Annotated in this window: 11 protein-coding genes and 1 pseudogene; 6 read left to right on the top strand and 6 right to left on the bottom strand. The window is 42.7% G+C overall.

Translation table 11 applies throughout. The features are described from left to right. From ACK1U4_RS03420 to ACK1U4_RS03410, 3 genes are all read right to left on the bottom strand, one after another. Entirely contained in the window at positions 1-2,076 is a 2,076-nt protein-coding gene (locus tag ACK1U4_RS03420; RefSeq protein ID WP_419399969.1) for a hypothetical protein, read from the bottom strand. A 391-nt stretch (positions 2,077-2,467) separates the two neighbouring features. After that, positions 2,468-9,541, bottom strand: coding sequence for a HEAT repeat domain-containing protein (locus tag ACK1U4_RS03415; RefSeq protein WP_419399968.1), 7,074 nt, complete (start codon positions 9,539-9,541; stop codon positions 2,468-2,470). 31 nt (positions 9,542-9,572) lie between these two features. Next, on the bottom strand, positions 9,573-12,890 hold the full coding sequence (locus ACK1U4_RS03410; RefSeq protein ID WP_419399967.1) for a BRCT domain-containing protein: 3,318 nt from the start codon (positions 12,888-12,890) through the stop codon (positions 9,573-9,575). 586 nt (positions 12,891-13,476) lie between these two features. Here ACK1U4_RS03410 and ACK1U4_RS03405 point away from each other — a divergent pair. Both ACK1U4_RS03405 and ACK1U4_RS03400 read left to right on the top strand, forming a co-directional pair. Next, the gene (locus ACK1U4_RS03405; RefSeq protein WP_419399966.1) at positions 13,477-15,039 is read left to right on the top strand and encodes a phosphatase PAP2 family protein; all 1,563 of its coding nucleotides are present in this window, start codon (positions 13,477-13,479) and stop codon (positions 15,037-15,039) included. Positions 15,040-15,094: 55 nt separating this feature from the next. After that, positions 15,095-15,631, top strand: coding sequence for a hypothetical protein (locus ACK1U4_RS03400; protein ID WP_419399965.1), 537 nt, complete (start codon positions 15,095-15,097; stop codon positions 15,629-15,631). 3 nt (positions 15,632-15,634) lie between these two features. Here ACK1U4_RS03400 and ACK1U4_RS03395 read toward each other — a convergent pair whose 3' ends face one another. From ACK1U4_RS03395 to ACK1U4_RS03385, 3 genes are all read right to left on the bottom strand, one after another. Continuing rightward, complete coding sequence (locus tag ACK1U4_RS03395; RefSeq protein WP_419399964.1) at positions 15,635-18,790, bottom strand: VWA domain-containing protein; 3,156 nt, start codon at positions 18,788-18,790, stop codon at positions 15,635-15,637. Positions 18,791-18,814: 24 nt separating this feature from the next. Beyond that, positions 18,815-19,495 (bottom strand): hypothetical protein, encoded by a 681-nt coding sequence (locus ACK1U4_RS03390; protein WP_419399963.1) that lies wholly within the window; start codon positions 19,493-19,495, stop codon positions 18,815-18,817. 229 nt (positions 19,496-19,724) lie between these two features. Beyond that, positions 19,725-20,738, bottom strand: coding sequence for an Arc family DNA-binding protein (locus tag ACK1U4_RS03385; RefSeq protein ID WP_419399962.1), 1,014 nt, complete (start codon positions 20,736-20,738; stop codon positions 19,725-19,727). A 210-nt stretch (positions 20,739-20,948) separates the two neighbouring features. On the opposite strand from ACK1U4_RS03385, the gene ACK1U4_RS03380 reads away from it, so the two are divergent. The 4 genes and pseudogenes from ACK1U4_RS03380 (at position 20,949) to ACK1U4_RS03365 (ending at position 24,291) form a co-directional block, all read left to right on the top strand. Next, positions 20,949-21,125 (top strand): hypothetical protein, encoded by a 177-nt coding sequence (locus ACK1U4_RS03380; RefSeq protein WP_419399961.1) that lies wholly within the window; start codon positions 20,949-20,951, stop codon positions 21,123-21,125. A 241-nt stretch (positions 21,126-21,366) separates the two neighbouring features. Next, complete coding sequence (istA, locus tag ACK1U4_RS03375; protein WP_419399960.1) at positions 21,367-22,923, top strand: IS21 family transposase; 1,557 nt, start codon at positions 21,367-21,369, stop codon at positions 22,921-22,923. Next, a pseudogene (gene istB, locus ACK1U4_RS03370) lies at positions 22,916-23,656 on the top strand (IS21-like element helper ATPase IstB). The gene istA and the pseudogene istB overlap by 8 nt, the downstream one beginning before the upstream one ends. After that, a complete protein-coding gene (locus ACK1U4_RS03365; RefSeq protein WP_419399959.1) occupies positions 23,653-24,291 on the top strand; it encodes a phosphatidate cytidylyltransferase in 639 nt (212 codons plus the stop codon). Before istB ends, ACK1U4_RS03365 begins: the two are co-directional and overlap by 4 nt. Positions 24,292-24,296 lie beyond the last annotated feature (5 nt).

The following is a 24,296-nucleotide window of genomic DNA, read 5'->3' as shown; positions in this document are numbered from 1 at the left end:
TTAAATTACCTGATTTTCTAAATAGCCTGCTGATTCAAATTGGGCAATGTGTTTGAGAAATGCCTCATAGGCTTGTTCGGGGCGATTAAATAACAGTTGTTGTCGCCCTGTGTGCTTGTCACCGCTTCGCTCGATGATGAGTTTTTTCTGATTAAGGGTAAGATAAATTTGTGCCATTGCTTCGGTATTGGCATGAGCATCGATTTTGGCTTCAACATTGTTAAGATTAGTATTGATGTCTAATTCAGCAGAATTATCAATATAATGGTCAGATGATTTACCAGTTGATTTACTAGCCAGACGTTTGCTAAACAGTTTGCTTTGTTGCCAACGCAGTTTTTCATCTTTGCTACGGTCATAACTGGCGTACATCAATCGCACCGCAATCAAATGGCTACACACGCCTTGGGTCAATCGGTGTTGCAAAAACTGCGGACAGCTACATTCGGCACGAGTGACCATGCCCTCATCATTCAGCTGTAACTGGCTATGATAGGTACGGCGGTCTTCTTTGACTTCGACATCGGCAGAAATCGCCACACCACCGCTTCCGACCATGCTTGGCAAGGTTTCTACATTAAATTTGCTAATGGCTTTGGGGCGATTGACCAACTCGTATGCTTGTTTTTCTGCCAAATTATGATAAGCAAAATCATCCATATTCAGCGGTGTATCGGTCAAAGGACGATAGATAAACTGCTCGGTGGCAAGGTCATACCGCACCAAGCCTTGTTGAGCAAGGGTCAGTAAGTTTTGGCGAATTTCAGTCGGTTTTTTGCCAAGGTATTTTGCCAACGTCGGAATGTCTTGGGCGGTTTGCAAGGCTTTGATGATTGACTCAAGTTCGTTGCTGTCAGCATTGGGTGTTTCGGTGGGGCGTTTTGGCAATAGCAAATCAAAATTCAGCGATTGCGACCAATTGGCTTGGCTAAAACCTGTCATGGCAAAGGTCAGATGAAAGCCTTGCCCTGTCAATGTCCAATAGCTTGGCATCCCTTGCCCCAGTAGCGTGACGCTTACCTTGTCGGTGTAAGGCAATAGGCGTTTTAACAACGCCAAACGGCGACGACCCCACAAGCGGAGTAGTTTTGCCGATTTGCCTTGATAGGGAGCGGATTGGCTATGCACCACAATGCCAAACGGCTCAAGGGTCAGCACAGGGGCTTTGTGCGGTACAAGCTCAATCATCAAACCACGTTTTTTGCCTTTGATATCGGCGTGCATTCGCAACTCAAACAGCAAGTTGTATAGCGATACAGGGTCAAGCTCAAAACGGTCTTGCGAAAGTTGGGTGGCGGATTGCACTTGTAGTAATGAGCGAATCCATGATTTTGCCACATTGATGCGTTTTTCAATAATAGGGGGCGTTGTCACATTGCTATCAACATCGGTTTTGAGCGTTTGTAAGGCGACCGCTTGCTGTCCGATACCTAGCTGTCCGATATCTAAGCGAGTGGTGCGATAACTGCGGATTTGCTCAATCCCTTGGCGTAACGCAGGGCTATAGTCAATGTAAGTCGTGCCAAAAGCCGTGTTGTCAATATTGTCAAACAGGCTATGGGTAAAGGTCAGCGAGGCATAACTGCCCTCGTCTTTGCTAAATACTTCAAAGGTCACGCCGTCTTCATGCACCTGCACAATCGGGTCAAGCACGCAGTAACCGAGTGGGTCGTTGTTATATAGCCAGTCAAAATAGGCTCGCTGTGAGGCAAACAGGTTGGCATTGGCAGACGCTCGACGCATTTGCATAAAGGCAGTATAGGCGGTGCGGTCTTTTGGCACATAGCGATAATCGGCACTTACCACATCAAATAACGCCATTAAGCCGTCACGGAATAACAATGGCTGTGTTACGTTGGCATGAAACGCCACATTGGGGCGATTGAGTTGAGCAAACAGGGCGACATGGTCGGTGTGGTTATCGGCTTGGGTGTCGGTCAAAGTAGGCGTAACCAACTGGCTCGGCTCGGCATAATCCAACCGCATGGCAACCCCTTGTGGTGGCAAAGTTGGGTCGTTAGCTTGACTGGTATCTTCACTTAAATTTGAATTGGGATTTGGGTCGGTGGCTGTCATTGTTATTCCTATTGGTATTTTTTGGCTTCAATTTTTGGCAAATTAATTATTAAACTTCTGTGCTAATCACAAAGTAGCGTGGGTTAGCAAAGCGTTACCCACAAAAATTTAGAATATAATTGAATAAGTAACTGAACAATCTTAAATTATAATTTCATTGACCCCCTCTAACTCCCCCTTAACAGGGGGAGAACCGCTCCCTCCCCTGATAAGGGGAGGGTTGGGGTGGGGTTCTTGATATCTGTATTTAATTTTGTCCTGTTACTTACTATATAATTACCTAACACATTTAAATTCCGTGGGTTACGCCAAAAAGACGGCTAACCCACGCTACGATTTGTCCTGTTTTGAAAGAAGCTCATTATCAAATCTTTTCATTGCCTAGATTTCATTAACCCACATTCAAATCACGGGTGGTGTGTTTGGGCATTTTTGGGGTTAAACGGCGTTGATAACGGCGTAACACACTAAAGGCAGTTCGTTGAATATCGGCATCGCTGTCATGTTGTTGAAGCTGTGATAGCCGTTGCACCACCGCATCCGCTTGTGTTAGCGATACTTGTCCCAAGCCCTCAATCGCACTGATACGCAAATTTTCTGCTAAACTGATATCACTTCCCCATTGGTATAAGGCTTCGACATCGCTTTGCTGTACCCACTGAATCAGTTGTTGGCTTGGGCTTAAACTTTGGTTTGAAGCATCAGGCGTGGTACGTTTGCCAAATATGCCTTTCACTTGTTCAATCAGCGAGGATTTTTTATCAGCTTTATTCGCTTTTTCAGCTTTGCTAGTTTGAGCATGAGCCAATAATTGCTGTGCCAGTTGTTGCAATTCGGCATTTGACCAATACGCCACTTGTCGTAACACCTCTTGCCAAGGCTGTGCGGTGCTAAGTTCATCGGCAGGGCGAACCAATAGAGCCAGTAGGCTTTGTTTGAGCCAGCCATTTAACGTGGTCGCCAATACAGGCACGGCTTGGACAATGGTTTGCTGTTGCTGATTTAACAACCAACTTAGCGTATCGCCAATGTGGGCTGAATTGATAGGGCTAAAGCGAAGCAGTAACCACAACAGTTGGCTCACGGTGGTGTCATTGTTCTCTTGCGTGCGTTGCCATGTGTCGGCATTGACGCTACGGTTATAAGCGGTCGAGGCAAGGCTTGGCTGTTCGCTGACTTGGGCGACCAGTTGTTGCCATACGGTTTTGGCAAGGGTAAGCTGTTGCCATAGCCCAGTTTCGACCTCATTTTGCCAGTAGTCTTGCGGATGTTGGGTGAGGTAACGTAGCCCCAGTTGTTGGCTAGACGGATTACTGCTTACCAATAATTTGTGCAAGTCGCTGGCAGGCATTTTATCTCGCTCAAGAATCGCCTGCATCAAGGCTTGGATGACTTGTTCGCCTGTGTCTTGGTTATAATATTCTAAATGCAAACCATGATTGCGTTGCACCAGTTGTGGGTAATCATTGATAAAGGCAAGCAATTCATCAAGGCTGGCAAATTGGCTGATACGGTGTTGGCTTTGGTTCTCCAAAATAGTTGGGAACAGGCTTTCTAGCACCGCCCAATCATACGCATACACGGTGTTCGGCTCGTTGTCAAATAGGATTTGAGCGGTAAGCACACTTTGCTCAACTCGGCTATAATTGGTATGGCTACGAATCAGTTTTAACAACAAATTGCGGTTTGCCGTGCCGATATCGTCCGTGGCAACATGGTATTGCAAGGTCTTAATCGCATGGTCGATACTGCTCCAAAAGGTGTACGGGTCGGCTTCATCTCGTTTGATAAAGTCACGAATTTGTTGCCAACTGTCGTAAGTATTGAGCCAACGCAAGCCATTTATCCAATGTTCAATGGCAGGGGTTTCGCTCGTCACTTGCTGTAAATGGGTTTGGAGTAAGCTAAAGATTCGCTGACCGTATTCGGTTTGCCCCAAATGCCCTAACGCTTCACTTGCCACATCTTGCAAATAATGCGCTGGGTCATCAGCAAGTTTAATCAGCTTGTCATAAGCTTGCTCATCACCCAACTCACCCAACGCCAACACCGCACGGCGACGCAATTCACCGTCCGTATTGTAGTCAATGGTCGCCATAAGCACGGCAAAGCCGTCTTTGATACCCCGTTTTGCCAAGCCTTCTGCGGATAAAAACTGCACTTCGGCATCTTTATTGCCCAAGGCTTTTCGCAGTCCTGCGACATCGCCTTGGCGTTTGTCGGCACGGTATGCCATGGCTTCCACGATTTTGGCGGTATGTTGGCTTGGCATTTGGCTGTAGGCACGTTGCAACAGCTTGTCAATTTGTGGGTTCAATGACGCATCATTTGCCCAACTTAAACTATATAATAAATTGGTAAAACGTAAATAATCCGTGTGTTGGAGTAGCTGTTGAGCAAGATTTAACAACACCGCAACATGGCGTGGATATTGACGTTCAAGCCAGCGTTTATCGGCATAATCATCATAAAAATCTTCAATCGGTTGGTCAAAACCGCTGATTTTGGTCAAGGTTTTGACGATATCGGCACGTTCATCGGATTTATCCAAATAGCGTTGCATCAAGGCAGGCACAAAAGCCGTGCTACGAGTGTCGCCAAGCAAATTATAAGTACTACCCAACTCGACTTTGCGTTGTGGGCTGTCAAGCAGGGCAAGTAATGGATTGGCAAGCGTTGGCTCGGTTGCAAGCTTTTTGCTAATCACGGCAACATGGTTGCTCAATAAATTGGTAACGGCTCGTTGTTGTCCCATGTCTTGGCTATGTTGCCAAAGCTGAATGCCACGAATGAGCAAATCTGTGTCAAAACTTGCCCCAACTAGCTGTTTAGACGGCTGTTGAAAAGGCAGGGCAACTGGCAAATCAAATAGCTGTGAAATGGCAGAAAAACGGGTTTGCCAATCGTCATTGGCACTGGCAAGATTGAGTAACGCCAGTCGGTCTGCTTGACGCTCTGGTGTGGTGATTTGTCGCCACTCATTGACCACTTGGCTACGCAATGGCAAGTAATAACTGGCAAGTGCCATTTCGCCTGCCGACAACGCCCCCACTCGCTGAACCAATAGTCGATACGCTTCTTGGGTCAATACCGCACTGTTGGTCTGTAATAGCCCTTGCAACTGCTGATTGGCTTCGGTGGCATTGTGGTTTTGCTCAAAGCTTGTCAGCCATAGCCCCAAGCCTTTTTGCACCATATCAATATGCGGTGAACTCATGGCGTGTTCGCCCAATCGCTCACTCGGCAAGCCCAAATCTTGCAAACCTTGCCAAGCCAACTCTCGCACGTTGTAGTTTTGGTGATTAAGCAATGGGATAAAGGCACGTTGCACGCTGTCTTGCCAATGCGGATGTTGAGCGAGGTTTAACAAGGCTCGCATCGCTTGTTCGGCAACGCTGACGCTACGGTAGTCAGTTTGGCGTAAAATACCCAGCCACGCCCCAAATGCCAACGCTTGCCATTGATGCTCGTGGGCAGGATTGGTATGAGCGACTAATGGATATTGACGATTGGTGTCGTTTAGCAAGGCTTGATTGAGTTGGACGAAGCGTAAATAACGGCTTTGCCACACCTCATACGCCAAATTTTGACTTAGCGGTGTCAATAAACTCACGGCTTGGGCTTTGATGAGTGGTTCACCAAAGACCACGCATTGAGCTAGTTGTTGTAAGGTGGGGACATCTAGCGACCATACGGCTTCTTGCTTGGTTTTGTGCGGTTCTCGGCGTTGTTGCAACTGACGGTTAAGGGTATCAGCAAGGTATTGCCATGCTTGTGTACTGTCAGCAAAACGAGCAATCACCCCTGCACACAGCAGGGCAGTGTCACTATCGGCAAAGGCTAACGCCTCAAGCAAGCGTTTGGGCTGAGTTGGATTAAGCAATAAATCATAAAATGCCAATAACACACGGCTTGCCAGTTCGGTATCAGCTTTGCCAAGCACAGGGCGTAATTGATTGGCATGGCTCACGCCCAAGCCAACACGAGCCTGTAGCCATTGGGTAGCGGACAGGGTATTGGCTTGTTTGTCATCATTAAGTAACATTTCGCCACGCTTATCGCCCCACACGGCTAATGCAAGGCTTGCCCCTTGTTTGACATGGCTTCGCTCATCGTTTTGCCACTCAGCTAATCGCTCAAGGTTATCGCCACGGCTCACCCACATCACCTGTGATGCCAAATCGGTGGTTTTGCCAAACTCGGCATTGGCATCGTGTAAGTATTTGTCAAACCACGCAAAACCACGTCCGTCCGCCAAATCTGCCACGCCTCGTAAGGCTTCGATGATGTTTTTTTGCCATTTGGTTTTCTCATCCGCCATTTCTGGCATCGGCTGATTGAGAAAATGCTCGAAAATCTGATAACTGTCGCCATGTCCTTGTTTGGCAAGGGCTTGGGCGGTCGCCAGTTGGATATCGCTGTACGGACTTTGTAGGGCGGTTGCCAATACTTGTGGGTCGCCATAATCCAACGCTACCTTTAACGCTTGCAAACGCAAGTCGCCATTGTCATCATTAAATAACGCACTCAATAACGGCATCAAATCAGCGGTTTTTTGGCTACTCAATAAATTTAACGCTTGCTGACGGGTATCAACAAACTGGCTATTAAAGGCAAGTGATAGCAAGGTTTTTACCGCAATGCGTTTATGCTCACGCAGGGCGATGTCAAACGCCCCTTGGCGAATCGCTTGGAATGGGTTGTCCAAAAATTCGGCAAGCATGGCGACAACGCTATCACTGGCTTGTGGTGACTGCTTGAGCAGAGTTTGCCATTCATCCAATGTCACTTGATGCACATCAACAAAACGGCTTTGTTTTAGCAAACCAAAAATCGCTTGTTTCCGCTGACTGCTATCCGCCTCACCGCTGACTTGGTTTAGGCGATTGATTAGCACTTTCACCACTTCTTGACGAATCGGCTCAAATGGGTCATTTAATGCTTGGCTTAGGGTGTCGATGCCTTGGGTATTAACTGCACCTTGTGAATCGCTGTTGTCAGGGTTTTGCAAAGCGGTCAATAGCACCGACAAGGCTTGTTGGTGAACGTCTTGCTCACGACTGGCAAAGCCGACCGAAGCCCAATCCAGTAGCGACACACCATGTTGTTGCGATAGTTTGCCATAAGACTGCATGGCGACTTGACGCACGGTGGCGTTTTTGTCATCAAGTAGTAACGGCAACACGGTCAAGCCGTCTTGTTGCCCAAGTTCGGCAAACGCCTTGGCAACACCAATGCGAGTGGTATCATCGTTGTCGTGCATCAGTCGCATCAATGCCCCAAACGCTCGGTCATCATGCAATAATGCCAAACTGTAGGCAGAACGAAAACTAATGTCGGTATAGCTATTACTTAACCCTTGCAACAATGGCTCTAACGCTTGGCTATCAAGGGTCGGCACGGCAACGGCTTTTTGTTTGGCTTTCGTTTTGGATTTGGCTTGGTCTTGATTTTGCTCTTTGGTTTCATCAAGGGGGGCAATGTCGAGCGATAAATTAACTTCATTGGCATTGCTTTGGCTATTGCCTTGATTGGCACTATTTTGATTGGCTTTGGCATTAGTTTTTGGCAATAAACGAAAATCGCTAAAATCCTGCAAGGTACGAGTAAGGTTGTCATCCAATTTTGCCAATGCTTCTGCCAAAGTCGGTTGTGATAATACTGACACATAAAAGGCAGTTTGACGCACCACCGCATTGTTATCATTTTGCAACAGCACTAACTGACGCTTGACCTCAAAATGGTTCAACATCCCTCGTTGGTATAGGCGAATCAAGCCTGCTTGCTGAACGTCACTATTGCCCGTTGCCAATGCCAACAAATCCGCTTGTGGGCTATCACTTGGTAATAAGGTCTCGAGGGCGGATAACGCCTGTTTGCGAATGCGGGCTTCATGGTGCGACAGGGCAACTTGTAACACGGCAATGATTTGGCTGTGCAAACTGGGATTGCTTTGGGCAACGGCAATATATTCAGCAATCGCCAATTCATTGACATCAACAAATTTGCTATCAAGGGCTAATTGTAGATAACGCAAGGGATTTGGCGTGGTATTGCTATTACTATTGGCAGTATCATTGGCTTCGACTTGGGCTTGGGCTTTTAACGCCTCAAACGCAATTGCTCGCACTTTTTCTACGCTGTGCGAACCCAGTAACTGCTCTAATTGGTGCGTGGTTTTGGGTAGCTGACTGGTGGCAAGCCATTTGGCAAGTTGCTCACTGCGATAGCCGTCATTGGATTTTTCCAAAATTTTACTGACGATATTGAGGCGATTGTTGTCGCTGTGTTCCGCTAGCAACGCCAAGCCTTCTTTAAAGGCTTTATCCTCTTTATCGCTCAATAAATCGGTCAGACGTTGATAGCCGTCTTTGATGACATGAGCCACATTGGTGAGCTTGCCCTCGCTATCAACAGGGATAAAACGCAAACTTTGGTCTGTGCCAACCGCCAACACGCTGGCTTGCCCCACATATTGACACACGCTTAACAGGCGAACTTTGACCAAATCATCTTTGCAAGTGTTGGGCTGACCTTTGTCAAATTGCCAAGACTTGACGCTTTTATCATCCGAACCTGTGTAAAGTCGCTCGCCCTTACCAACCTCCGACACCACCATACTGCGAATCATTTCGGTATGTTGGCTTGCCTTGCCTCGGTCAATGCCTTGTAATTTGCCCTGTACATGGGTACGCAACAGTTGCTTGTCCGCCCCTGCCGAAAAAAACTGCTGGGCAATCGGCTCAAAACACAAGGCAGTAATCGCCCCTTGGTGCAATAACTCGCTTGAGCTATGTAGTACCGCTGTGCATTCAGCATTGACATGAAAACTACTCACCAAGCCTTGATTATCACCCACCACCAACCAATCGCCGTCGGCTGATACCGCCAACGACGTGGCTTGATTGATGCTAAGTCCTGTGGTGTTGGTCTTGTCGCTAGTCTGTTGTACGCTATCAAGGCGAATATTGGCAATACAGTCACCAAGCTTATGTTTTTGATACGCCCATACTATCAAATGATTGGGGTATAACACCGCCACACCCTCGCCAAAACTGGCAATCGCCACCGCCGTTGGCAGATGTTGGCTTGGCTCATCGTCTTCGCTTGCGGTTTGGCTGATTAGCTCGAACGTGGCTTGGGTGCTGACTTGCGTGACTTTTTTGGCTTGCCAATCACTTTGGTATAACTGCCCATCTCGCCCAATCAGCATCACCGTGCCGTCTGATAAAGCCGTTAAGCCGTCCATTCCCACAGGCAGAGCTAAAGCTGTTAATGTGGGGTGGTCGCTACTGCTATCGACACGATACAATTTGGCTTGGCTTGTCTGATTTGAATGGGTGGCTTGTTCAGTCGTCTTTTTGTCAAATACTTTGGTGGTAAATAGGCTCACCGCCTGTTGACTGATTAAGGCATTAATCTGCCCCCAATAGGGCAAGGTAGTCGTGGTTAAAGGTTGGCTCATGGTTATTCTCGTTATCAATTTTTTAGTTGGTTTATGCCGTCATTGCCTCAGCAAACTCAGGGAATTTTGCCTGAATGCGAGTGACAGCGACCAAACAGGCATGGCGTTCCATCTTGCCTGCGGATACAGTAAATTGTTGCAACAATGGCAATACCAATTTGGCAAACTCGACATCACCTAACGCCACATCACGGTAAGTTTCGATTAATGCCAATTTGGCACGACTGGCAGAAATCGGCTTGCTAGGCTGTGTTTGCTCATTGGGCTGTTGCAACTGACCGTTATAAAACTTGGCTTTATGCGTTGGTTTGGCTTCTTCATTGGGTTTGGTATTTTCACCCAAACGAGCAGGTGGCAATTCAAATAACCCACGTTTTAGCAATAATAACAACTGCTCAAGGCTTGCAGGTAGGGTTTTGTCTTTTTCCAACGCCCTATTTTGCACTGGATTGTTTTGAATCACAGCCGTATCCTGTTTTTCGAGCTTGGCATTGATAGGTTTGGGTTGCCAAGTGGCAGGCAGATGACGCTTACGGTAATGTTGCCACAGCATTTTGACAGACGCATACCGCACTTCTCTATCAGTGCTTTCGGTAAGGCGATACAGGGTTTCGGGTTCGTGAAATTGCGGATTTCGCATTAGCAAGGTCACACCCAATTGGCGAGCCGTGCGTTTTTGGCTATCAAGCAAGGCATACAGCATATTGGCAGATAGCTTGTCGGCTGGCACATGATAACGGCGATTTTCCGCAGACGCTTTATCCAATAACGCTTTATTGATAAAGTCTTGCACGTCGCTATGGCTTGACTCCGCTATGCTCACCCATTGGTCGGCGGTGAGTTGCCAATTGGCAAATTCATAAGTGGCTATCTGCAAGGCAAACTGACGTAAGCGAGCATTGCCATGATTCAAAATCGGAATGACCCGCTCGGCACTAAAGAAGCTGTTGGGAATCACCGCATCAGGGTCAACAGGACGGTCGGTCAATGCCATGCAAATTTCGGTATGATGATGCAACAGATACGTAGTCGCAAGCTCACTCATTGGCGAGTTGGCATCGCTAACAGCCATGTGCCATAAGGCTTCTGCCCCTGCCAAAGTTTGGTCGTCATCGACTTGGCGTGCTTGCCCAGATAGCATTTGCAAAAATGCCGTTTCGGAGATGATTTTTAGCCCTGCCCCTTTGGCAATCAGCTCTTCGGCTTTGACTTGCTTACTGCCTTTACGACCATTGCCGTACAGCGGTGAGCCGTCATCACCAATCACCAAAAAGTCTAACTTATTGTTTACCGCACCCAAGATTTTGCCGTTGGCTTTTTTTACCATATCTTCAGCGGTTTCACGGGTCATGCTTTGCATTTTGCCTGTGAATAAAAAGCTTTGTTCGGCTAAATCGACATTGATTTCGGTTTGGCTGGCATCGGTTGTGGCAGGTTGTGAAGAAACCTGTGATGCAGAAGTTTGGGGAACGAAGTCCGCAGGTAAAAAGCCTTTGTTAATACGGTCAATGGCAAATTGACGAGCGTCACTGTTATCACTATTTGCCAGTTTCATCAGCCAATCAAAACCAATATTGACAGGGACAAAACGGCGAACATCACTGAGCCAGTCCATGACCTGCTCTGCTAAATATGTATCAAAAGTCAGATAGCGTTGCCAATTGCTAATTTGACCGTCAATCGGTGTGGTTAGGGCTTTTACCCACTCGCTACTGTGCCAATCGGCTTCAAACGCCAAGGCGTGCCAATAGTCCATTGGCAAGGTATTGGCATGAATCAAATCGGCATTTAGCCATGCTTTGACCGTAGCTTGTGATAACGGATGTAATAACAAACGTTGCCAAACTTCGACAGGAACTTTTGCCAAACACAGTTGCTTCAAGCCGTCCAATGCTAATTGCATGGTCGAAGCGTGGATGACGTTATCATCAATGCGTTGGGTAAGGTCGATAAAAAACGCCATGCCAAGCTCATCAGCAGGGTAAAAATTGAGCAGATTTTTGACCGCAAAATCCACGCTATAGCCACTTTGACTTAGCAAACGCTGAACAAACCAATCTTGGCTAAAATCTCGGCGGTTAAAATTGGCAAGTAACTGCTTGCTGGCAACCTCATGGTGATAGGGCGAATCAAGCAACTGCCCCCAACCTGCCAAACCAATGTCTTTTCTGGCATCACGGCTTAAAATCTGCCCAATCGCAAACTGACGGGCATCGCCATTTGACGAATCAGCCAATAACAACAAAGTCGCAAGGGGCAAATCCAACGCATAGCTTTTGGCATACTCAAACGCATATTTTGACGCTTGGGCTTCGTTAGAAAATAGCAGTTTTAGCACCACCTCATGCAAGCCCAAGGTGCGAAATTGCGACTGCTCAAAATTGGGCGAATGGCTAATCAGCCACACAATCAACTCATCTTTGGCATTGCTTCGCTCGCTAATCGCAGATAGCTGTTGAATGGTTGCCACACTGACATCACGCAGTTCATTTTTAAACTCGTGCTTAAGGCTATCGGTGGCAAACTGGCGTATCGCCTCGTTTCTTGCGGTCAGCATCAACCGCAATAACGGCTCGGCATCCCGTTGCCACGTGTTGGCAAACGCTCGCCCTTTCTCATCAAATAGCTTACGGCGATGATTACTGGCGAAGCGAGTCACACCATAATGGGTGCTGTTGTGAAAACAAATATGATTTAGTACCCAACTTTGATAGCGTTGCGGACTGTTCAAATCAAAATTTTCGGGATAACTTGCCAACACTTGTACCGTCACTTCGGGATATAAAAACCCCGACTGCTCGCCGATATTACGCAAAAAACGCCAGGCTCGCAGGCTCATATAGGTCTTGGTGGCACTACTGACAGGCGTGCGAGCCGACTGGTCAAACCGCTCACAATCAATGCGTACTGCAAGCCGTGCAAACATCGCATAATCATGCTGGGCTTCGGCTTGTTTAAAAATATGCTTAAACCCTTTCCACACCCCATAACTGAGGGGCAATCTATCAATCGCCGACAACAAAACCGCCCTTGCATAATCACTATTATCTTCCCACAGACTTCGCAAAATAATATGAATCCTAAAACGGTCTGGCAACGGATACACGCCCTCATCTGTCTCTAGCTTGGCAATCATGGCGATACGTTCGGCAAACTGTACTTCTGGGTGCTTTTGGCGAAACTCATAACTAAAAATTTTGGCTAAAAACCGCTCAAAGGTGAGTTCGTCATCGGGAATGGGCGTAGTCGGGGCAGGGTCGGGCTGGTAACACAATAAGAGTAATTTGTCGATTAACGCTGGGTCTTGCACCGTATAAGCGTGCTGAATTTGTTGGAAACGGTCACTCATTGACTTAGCCTTGATTGATGAGATTATTGTTTTTGTCAAACCACTATCAAACTACGTTTTTGACAAAAAATCAAGCACAAATGTTAATTTAATACAATTAAAACGACAGTAGATGACGCAAAATAGGGTTTTATACCAAAACGTCACTCATTGTCGTATAGTTGAACTTAATATTAAAAATAACATTGACAAGCCAATAAGAATTGAGGCAGAATATACCCAAGTTGTGAGATTTAGCGTTTCACCGTAAGGTGAGTGGCGATGTTGCGTCGCCGTTGAATAAAGCCACTACATTTTGCACAAGGAAACCTGTTTCAGGATAGCTGTTACCTAAATAGGGTGTCTAGTGCAATAGCTCGCTGGCGCAATCACGCAAACGTGATTGAGCTATAGCACTAGACACCCTATTTAGGTGCTATCCAGTGAGGCTTCCATGTACCGTGTCATGAGGTAAACCACAACCACAACCACAACCGACCCTTTTGAGGTCGGTTTTTTTATGAATATCTCAAAAATATTTGTCATCAACGGTATCTTATGTTAACTATTGACCAAATAAGTCATTCAAACTCATTTATCTAAAACCATGATGACACGCAATTATCCCACTAATGACTTATCTATCAGGCAACGCATTGGCTGTCTGATTTATTTTTTTGTAGTATTTGGTCTGTATAATTTAATGAATGCCTATACCGCAATCCTTTCTCAAACCATTGAAATTGCTAATTTAGCATTAAAATTAGACCATCATATTCCCTTTATTCCAAGTTTTATCATTTTGTACAGTTGTTCGGTATGGTTATTGATTGCCAGTTTTTTTATGGTGGCGGATAGGGTTGGTTTATACCATCTGACCCAGCGTTTATTACTGACGACTGTGATTGCGTGTCTGTGTTTTTATCGGTTGCCTTTGACGTTTTCATTCGCATTGCCAAGTCATGTCCAAGCTTTTGACAGTTTGGGTGTCAATTGGCAATGGGCGTTTAATTTATTGCACAGTGTCGATAAGCCCTATAATCAGTTTCCCTCACTCCATGTTGCCTATGCGTGGGTTTTGGTGGTATCACTGTGGCAACCCAATGCGTTTTTTTCTCGCTATGTGCTGGAGTATCGGTGGGGGTTGTCGCTACTGGGTTTGGGCATTGCTATTTCCACAGTATTCACATGGCAACACCATTTTTTGGATGTCATTGGTGGGAGTGTATTGGCATTTGGCGTTTTATCTGTTGAAAATTACCTAGCTCGCAGATTGCCATTGGGCAGTGTCAAACTGGCGGTTCGCTATATTGTATTGGTGATTTCGGGGTATTTGATAATCGCCACATTGCCTATTTTTGTTGGGTTATCTAGCCCTTATGAAACGCTGTGTAGTTTGATGGCGATGTATTGGCTAATAAGCCTAGGCGTGTTAAGTGGCTTGTATGTGAAAGCTGATAGTAAGTTTACCAATCACTTTTTTAAAAAAAACACCCTTTTTACTGGTAATAAGGGTCAATTAAAGTTGTCGGCTTACTTGTGGCAAGCTCCCATTATTATCAGCTATCGTCTATTGTGGTGGTGTTTAGCCAAATTTCAGCGATTGACGCCTTTTAATCAGCTAAAGCCTTTGACCTGCCAAAACACGCCTTATCAAGTCGACGTGTTGGCAACGGCAAAACTGATGCCAAACCAAGTGTTATCAAATCAAGATTTAACCGCTGTTTTAAGCCAATACCAACAGGTAATTTGGCTAGATGTCGCCAGTGAAATCAGTGCTAGCTTTACTTTAATTGACAATTTACCAAATGTCACCTATTTTTACTTTCCGTTAATGGATTTACAGCCATTTGACAGTTTGCCAACTCAGCAACTTCAAGACATTGTCGCCCAAATCGACAGGCATTTAGCCCATGTAATCAATCACGCTCAAATCGACTTGGCAAACACTTTGGCAAAAGCCCCATCTGTGTTGATAGTGTGTCAATGTAGTATGGGATGGTCAAGAAGTGTGGCGATGATGGCGTGTTGTTTGGCGTATTTTAGTCGGCTTGCTATTGCAGAAATTCGCCAGTTGCTCGATACGCACTATCCCTATCATCATGTTTCAACAGACTATTTAAGCGATATGGTTTTATTAAATCTAAAACAAAAATCCACCAAACATTGATGGTCTAGTAAAAAACTATGCTACAATCGTTGAAAATCATTACTGGTAAGTTTATGTGAATGCCCAATTTTCAACGCCTATTATTTTTCTGTTATGCCTTATCAGTATTGCCGTTATCGCTTGGCTGACCTTAAAGTTGATGGGTGGTTATCAGCGGTTTGGCTCGGTATATCATACGGTACGCTCATGGATATTTTTGTTAGGGGCGTTGTTAGTGGGTTTTATTGCCAATAACGATAAGATTGCCTTTGGTATTGGGTTGTTAGCCCTATTGATGGCGGTCAAAGGTCAGCATGAAATCTGCCGTCTATTTCGCCAATCTTCTAGTCAATCTTCTAGCCAATTTGCCAATCAGCCTGCTAGCAAATTTGGCAATCAGCCTGCCAATCCAAATGCTAGTCAAAACGCTACGCAAAACACTCAGCAAGACATTCCACAAAATGTTCAACAAAAATTGTATATTCCAATTAATCTGTTCACCCTCTCCAAAATTCACCTGACCACCCATTCCGATTTAAAGTGGTCATTAACTAAAAAAGCCAGTCGATTGACCAGCTTCTTTAATAACAAACAAATATTTAATATATATTGAGTATTACAATACCGTTGACTCATTCGCCAATGGGCTTAACTTATTATAATCACTCATCAAGTTCAACATCGTTGATAATGATGATTGATAGTCAGTCGCTGTATTGGTACTTGGGCTTGGATTGGTTAAGCCGTACGCCCCAAAAATTTGCTCACTAGTTAAACTACCACCACTGGCAAAATTAATAGTTGCCCCAGCATTTTCACCGCCCAAGAAGAAATCTTTAATCGTCAATTGGTCAGTTGTTCCTGATATATCCGTTAGTTTATCATCACCATCATTTCCTTGAAGAACATCATCTCCTTCACCGCCATCAAGCGTATCATCACCATTACCACCAAGTAATTTATCAGCACCTACATCACCATTTAAATTATCGTTACCCTCATTTCCTTCTAAGGTATCATTTCCTTCACCGCCTTGAAGTTTGTCATTTCCTTCACCACCTTGAAGATTATCATTACCATCGCCTCCTTTTAGCTTGTCATTTCCACCATTTCCTTCGAGGATATCATCGCCGTCTCCACCATCTAGTTGGTCATCATCTGCCTCACCAAAGAGTTTATCATTATCACTTCCTCCGTCTAAAATATCTTCTCCTTTTCCTCCATGCAACTCATCTTGTCCACCTTTGCCATAAAGAGTATCCTTGCCATCTGTTCCTAATAATAGATTATTCTCTTGAAGGCTAATATCAGTTATTGCCTGAACAATAACGTCGACAATATCACTAGCACCTTGTGCATGATAGCTTTTAGCATTATTTGCACTAGCAATATAGTCTATATTATAACCAAATTTTGCTGGGTTATTAATACTAATGGCTTTAATGGTAACATTCAGTGGTGACTTTATCTGCATATTATCTGCGAAAGTGACATCGTAGCTAGCAACATTCATCATGTTCATACTTCTAGCTGATGTATTAATATTGGCGGTAGCTCCGATATCTTTAGCTAGGGCAAATACTTGGGCTGCTAAGTCTGTATCATCACCAGGTTCATCCCCAATGACAAATATGGTGCGAGAGGTGGCATCTTCTCGCCATTCTCCTACTTTACCTTTTAGTACATCATATAAAGCATGAAATATATTTTCTGTGCCACCATTTACCATACTAGGCAAGCTTGAGACTGCTTGGTCAAAGGCAGCAACTTTACCTGCTACTGTATCTTGGTTGGTGAAAGTTTGTAAGATAGAAGTATTTGTTTCATAGGTTGCGATAGCGATGCGGTTATCTTTTGAGGTATCATTTATGTTAAATAGGGCATTAGTGATTCTACTGGCTTCGTTAACGACTGCTCTCATGTCGTCATCCATACTATTACTGACATCAATGACGAAAGCAATATCATGCCCTGTAGTGAGTTTGATGCCTAATTGCCCATTTTCCCAGTCTTCGATGGTAAGGTTATCATTTATTTTTAGTGTTTTGGCTTGTTTATCCCAAATATAGGTAATTTTACCGTCAGTACTTTCATAGGTATTGTCGTCTGCTCCGAGTTTGTGTGTACCACCTGTAAGTAGGGTGGGTGAGCCATTAAGTTCAATGTGGACTTTGCCTTGTCCGTCTTCGTCTTTGATGATTGCAGTGTCGTATGCGAAGTAGGTGTCGAAGTCTTTACCGCCTTCTAGGCGACCTGAGCCGTATAGGGTGTCGTTGCCATCTTCGCCGTAAAGTTCGTTTTGGGCGTTATTGTCATGCCCTTGGGTAATACTATGTCCTCCATAGAGTGTGTCGTTTCCATTCCCTCCATGTAAAATATCTTTTCCATATCCACCATTTAAAATATCATTATTTTCATCACCAAATAATTCATCCTCATCTGCTCCACCATCCAATACATCCTCTCCTTCACCACCATGCAGTTTATCTTGCCCCTTACCACCTTCTAATAAATCATTATCTTGACCGCCATACAAGATATCAATTCCTGCTGCACCAACAATTTCATCATTGCCTTTAAATCCATATACAGTATTCGTAGAGCCTTCATCACTAGTTCTTATAGCAGTGCCTGTATAAACTACATCTGTACCATCTGAACCATATATCGTATCATTACCCTCTCCTCCTTTTGCATAATTAGTGGACAAATCATCATGAGCATAAATTTCTAAATTATACAAATTATCATCTTTTAATGCAGTCGCTAAAAATAAGGTATCATTATCACCTTCACCATATAGTGCATCTCCACCAGTTCCACCATAAATTACATCATTACCACTACCACCATGAATTTCATCATCACCACTATCACCGCTTAATTTATCAAATCCATCTTTTCCATCTATTTGGTCATTCTCTGACCCACCCAAAATAATATCATCAAATGTACTGCCGATTAGTATATCTTTGCCTTTATCGCCATATATTAGTGCCCCCTCTGACAATCCTTTTACACTAGCATTTAAATTATCAGATTCCAATTCACCATATAGATGATTTTTAATCATGCCAGTAATTTGTTTGCTGTGATTGTCCCAATTAAGCTGTTCTCCTGTAACTTCAAAATAACTACTTTTTAATCCCTTATCAATCATATCAAAATATTGCCAAATATAATTTTCGAAATAATTCAAACCTGTATCACTAGTGCTAAATTCACCATAGTCACCATATTCTTGACAAATAAACTTTCTAATAGCTCCTTCATCCATACCAGCTTGCTTCATTGAATGAATTCTATTGTACAGACTATCACCTTTAATATCTAAATGCTGGGTATTAGACATTCCAATACGCAGGTTTGAACCATTTGTTTCAATTGCATTTTGAATAATATTATATTCGTTTAAGACAGCATCGCCTTCTGATTTCACCATGGATTCAGCAAATTTAGTTGCACCTTGGTTATAAATTACATCTTGTTGTTTTCCTAAAGCATGCCCAAGTTCATGAGCAATAGTTTTGATTTTGATATAATTATTGTTGTCAGGGTTGATTTCTATGTTTCCAGTTCCAACTATATACCCAGCCCCTGCCTCACCTCTGACAAAATGTCCACCATCAAAAGGGTTTAATGGATTTCCAGTATGAAATTGGTTGATTTGGTTAACCAGTTCAGGTACCAAATTTATTGTATTTATTTGGTCTTGGTTAAACCCCAATTTTTCAAGTTCTCTTCTTGAAACTTCGTTAATTTGATTTGTCATTATAGTAGCTCCTTGTTAGCCAATTTATCTATAGTTGTTATAGTCATGTGAATTACGAAAGCTAAAATATAATACCTCACTGTTGGGTTGAGTATCAGCTTCCATTTTTCTATAATACGGAAATCCTGAAAGCCAGCTATAGCCCCCGTACCTTTGAATATTAGTTCCATTTTCTGGTTGATAAGGAGTTCTTACATATCTCCAACCAGGATAAGTTACTGTGCTATAAATTTTTGTTGGTTGCCCCAAAAAATTAGGGAAATCTCCTTCGGGAAAAAGCGTGTAATGTCCAGACCGCCAAGCATCTCTCGTTAGTGATAAACCTATTAACCCCTGTCCTTCAGGATAATAAAAAACATAAAATTCAAATGGGGACTTGTTAGGATAGAGATTTAAGCTATAATCTTTATCTAGCTGTTCTTTTGTGTATTGTCGACGAAAGCTATTATCGGATACTGGTACTTGCCATATATTTTGCAACTCTGATGCGGTTATTTTATAAAGGCAGTCGTCTTTATAAGCAGTCTCATATAGTTGCTTTAATAAATCATCTCGACTAGTGACTTTATGTAAACTATTACAAGGATTAGAAAAAAAAGGCAACCCCTCAAAATAACTACCAAGAGAGCGACTTGAATCATTTTTATCACAGCCATTAAGATTCATCATAACCAACGCTAACGCAAAAAACTGATAACCTTTCAACTTGGCATCTCCAAAAAACAGTAGTCAACAAAAATAATATATCATAACCTTATGACAAATAAACTACCGTTTATCCAAAATAAGAAAAAATGTTTACAATAAAAAAGCGACTTAAATTCATAAGTCGCCATACACGCCAAAACCACCTAACCAATTGATTAAAAATAAAATTTTAGATTTATCCATTATATTTTTCCAGCAAGACATCAATAAAACAGGAAATCAAAAATCAATCAAAAAACTGATAAAACCGCTCATTCAACAACGTAGTCGCCTCATGATTCCCATTCTTAATCATCGCCTTATCCTCATTCATCCCCTTATCTCTCTCAATATCAGACGCAATCGCAAAACACAAATCCTGCCACCCCTCCCAATAATCAATCGTATCCTTCTCATACATTGACCTATCCCAAATATCATCCATCCAAGTCGAAAAATGATACCGAGCCAACGTCCGCAACGCATTTTGCTGACCGCTAATCAATGTATCATACATCGCAGGCTGTACCAAAAAGCTCTTTGCCTTGGTTTTCCACTGACTACGAAAAAACGCCTCCAATACCAACGTCACCACAGCACGATATCTCGTCCCAGTCGCTCCCACAACATCACTCAAATGCACCGAGGTTTGATATACCTGACAACGATAGCTATCAAATACCTTTACAATCAACAACTCCCCAGCAGTAGAATCATTGCGAATAAATAACACCTCACTTACCTTATCATAGCCATCATCAGGAGTAGTACAAAAATCTACTACGCCCACTACCTGATGAAAACTGGATTGACGCTTAGTTGGAAATGGCTTACCAATGCCAAACTGCAACCAACTCTCATCACAACCAAAAAAATGAGCCAACTGCTTTAACTGACTAAAAGACGGCTCTGCCTGCCCTTTAAACCATTTCTCCGTCTCACTGGCATACTCATAGCCCAACTTAGCAGCGATTAACGAAGGCGTGAAATAAGGGGTGTGTGGAATCTCTCGTATCTCTTCTAGCAAAAAATCCAATCGCTGTTTAATATCAGAAATCCTATCGGAAACCTGAAAACGACTGGCTAACTCCAACACAGCCTCAACCACATTTGAATAATTATCTTGCATTGTTACAAAGGAATTAATCAAACGTTCATTTAACTCCGCATTTAATGAACGGTTATTTTCTCTTGCAGCATCGTGAATCTTCTCTTTTAACGTAATAGGCAAACGCAAGTTTACTTGAACATCATCAGACATAGCCAACCCTTGTTAAAATATATTAGAAAAATATTAAAAATGATGGAAAAATAATATTATTCAATATTATAGCTTAAATTACCCCGCTAAAAATATTAAAATATAATAAAAAATATTGTTTTAATATTATTTTATAAAAACACTTGATGTATAATATAGTTACTGATATATTAATCGCTATCAACAAAGTGACGAAATACGGAGTATCGCATGCTTCAAACTGAACAAATCAATGTCAAAGTTCCTACACAGCTCAAAAACTGGGCAAAACAAAGAGCGACTGAAAACTATCAGTCGCTCTCAGGTTTTATTGCTAAAGTTTTAGATGAAGAACAAAAACGTTTTGAAAAACAACTAAATAAGGAGGGTAATATGAAAGCCAGTTAAGCTATCTTTTTATTTTGAAAGAAAATAGGATTGCACAACGATTGTAGTTGGAGCTACAACCGTTGCACAGGGTATCTATTAATTGGAACTAACAGATACTTTTATTATGGGGTCATTGCTTAATACTGTCAAGCGTGGTCACCTCTGCAATCCTCTTAAATTGTTACAAAATCGCCTACTGTCTTAGGGCGGTAGGCGATGACATTAATTTTCATTCGTAACTTTAAAAGAGGAATTCATCATGAATTTACCAACCCGTGCGATTCGTCGCATCGTCATGCAATTATCAAAAGATATGAGCTTTCGCCAAATCGGACGAAATGAGAAGGTCTCACCGACAACTGTCTCAAAAGTCCAGTCAATGCTTGAAAAAAGCATTTTACCATCCGAACAATTACTTCAGTGTAACGATACTGATTTTGAAAATCAGTTGGGTATTCGCAGAGCCAAAGCAAATCGTCAGAAAAAGCAATATCCTGATTGGGCATACATCCAAGAGGAGAAATCCAAACCCGATGTAACATTAGAACTGTTATGGCGTGAGTATCGTGAAGCCAATGCAAATGGACTTGCATACTCACGATTTTGCGAGCTTTATAACGAATTTGTTAACAAATTACCACCTTCAAAAAGAAAATTCTACAAAGCTGGAGAATTTGTCGAAGTTGATTTCTGCGGTCGGATTGTGCCAATTTACTGTCAAAAAACTGGAGAAGTGATAATCAAAGCACAAATTTTTGTTGGTGTATTATCTGCATCACAGTATATATTTTGCTATGCTGTGCCTTCACAAAAAATCAAGGATTGGCAAAAATGCCATATTAAGATGTTTGAATTTTATGGTGGTACACCACAAAAATTAGTGACAGATAACCTAAAATCCGCTGTATTGAAACACTCAAATCAAGGTATCACAATTACGCCTTCTTTTGCTGAACTTGCCGACCACTACGGAATTGTGGTTATGCCAGCAAGACCTCGCACACCAAAAGATAAAAGCCTTGCAGAGCTGTCAGTTAGAATTGTGCAAATGACAATCTTAGCAAAACTACGCAATCGTAAGTTTTTTTCATTGCCTGAACTCAATGCAACACTGCAAGAAGAATTAGCACTACTAAACAACAAGATAACAAAGACTTTTCCAAAAGGACGGTATCAGTCTTATCTTAATATTGATAAACCCTTGCTAACACCTTTGTCTGAGCATGAATTTCAGATTAGTGATTGGGTACATGATGTCAAAGTGACTGAGTTTTACACAGTTAGCGTTGATAATGTTGAATATTCTGTACCGTATCAATTTATCAGTCAAAAAGTTGATGTCAAAATTACTGAAAACGTGGTTGAAATATTTTTAAAACGTCAATCTATCGCTGTTCATGAACGCAAAACTAAAGGACACAGCATCAAATATGAACATATGCCTGAAAATCATAAAATCCATGAAGACTTACAGCCTGACCGCTTGTTAAATTGGGCAATGGATATTGGTGAAGCGACATTTGACAGCATTGACTATATGCTCGAGAACAAGCGTAACTATGCGAACAATCTTAAAAAACTCAATCAACTCAAAAAGTTGTTGATTGATACAAAAATCTCTCCAGTCGATATTGAACAAGGCTTTGAATATGCACAAAAATTAAAAATTTATAGTATTGACCGTTTAACAAGCATTTTTAAAAGCAAATCATATCTACAAAAGCAAAAATCTGCAAATGCTGATAGTTACTTTGATACGCATAAAAATGTACGTGGAGCGGACTATTTCAAAGTAGGAGGGCTGGCTCATGTCTAACTCTGTCGTCTATGATAAACTAAAGTTTTTAAAATTGAGCCACTTTGCTAAAAATCTTGAATCCAATTTTCAAACTTATAAGAATCAAGATTATGATTTTTATGAAATTTTGAATTTATTGTTAGATACTGAAATCAATCAGCGTCATAATAATCGGATTCAAAATCTGTTAAAATCATCAAAACTTCGATACAGTGATGCACGGCTTGAGAATATTGATTATTCAGCTTCTCGGCTGTTAAAACGCTCTGATATCAGTCATTTGTTCGATTGTGAGTGGATAAAAAACAATCATTCACTAATTATTACAGGGGCAACTGGGACTGGGAAAACGTGGCTTGGCTGTGCTTTTGCTAGTCAAGCGTGCAGGCTGGAAATAAAAACTTTGTTTGTTACTGCTAACCAAATGTTTGAGGATTTACATCTATCAACGCTTGATGGTTCAATTAATAAGACAAAATAAAAGTATATGAAACCAACCCTGCTGGTCATTGATGATTTTGGACTCGGTGGCATTGATGCAAGTCTATGCCCAACTTTTCATGAGATTATTGATGAACAGTCAAAAACTGGTGGTTTAATGATTACCAGTCAGTTTCCAACTGAAAAATGGCATGGTTTTTTTGAAGACAGTAGTATAGCTGATGCAATTTTAGACCGTATTGTTCATCGCGCGGATTTGATTGAACTTAAAGGTGAATCGCTAAGAAAAAATCGCATTGTTAAAAAATGAATTTTTGTTTTGCAAAAATTTACTGCCTAATCGTGAAAGTGTCCAGTTGTTGCAAGAACGGCTGGATATCTTTTTTAAAGGTAGTGACCACTTTTCAGTCGGAATGGGTGTTCAAAGAAGTACGGATTTTGCAAAAATACTTGGATGGCTTATTTGTCGTGGTATTTGTGCTGTTTATCGTGAGCTTTTTGGATTTGGGTGGGCTACTCAATCATCAAGCCAAACTGGGAGTTTTGTTATTCGTGATTTTTGCAATTCAAAGCAATGATATTGGGCAATATTTGATGGGACGTTGGTTGGGGCATAAGCTGTTTCAACGTAAACTTGCACCGACCATCAGTCCGAATAAGACCATCGAAGGGGCTTTATTTGGCTCAATTCTTACCGCCATTATCTGCTTGCCGATTGGTCGGTTACTGACACCTTTTAACTTGCCACAGATTTTTGGGCTTACTTGGCTGTTGACCAGTGTTGGGATAGTGGGCGATTTGCTCGAATCCGCCATCAAACGCCGTCATGGGGTCAAAGACATGGGGCAATGGCTCAAAGGGCATGGCGGTATCATGGATAGAATTGATAGTTTACTACTCAGTGTGCCTGTGTTTTGGCTGATTTATCGGCTGTGGTTGATTTGATGGTA

Origin of the sequence: Moraxella sp. TY6 (assembly GCF_048551375.1) — a bacterium.
Classification (GTDB): domain Bacteria; phylum Pseudomonadota; class Gammaproteobacteria; order Pseudomonadales; family Moraxellaceae; genus Faucicola.
This window is presented reverse-complemented; position numbering and strand designations above follow the sequence as displayed.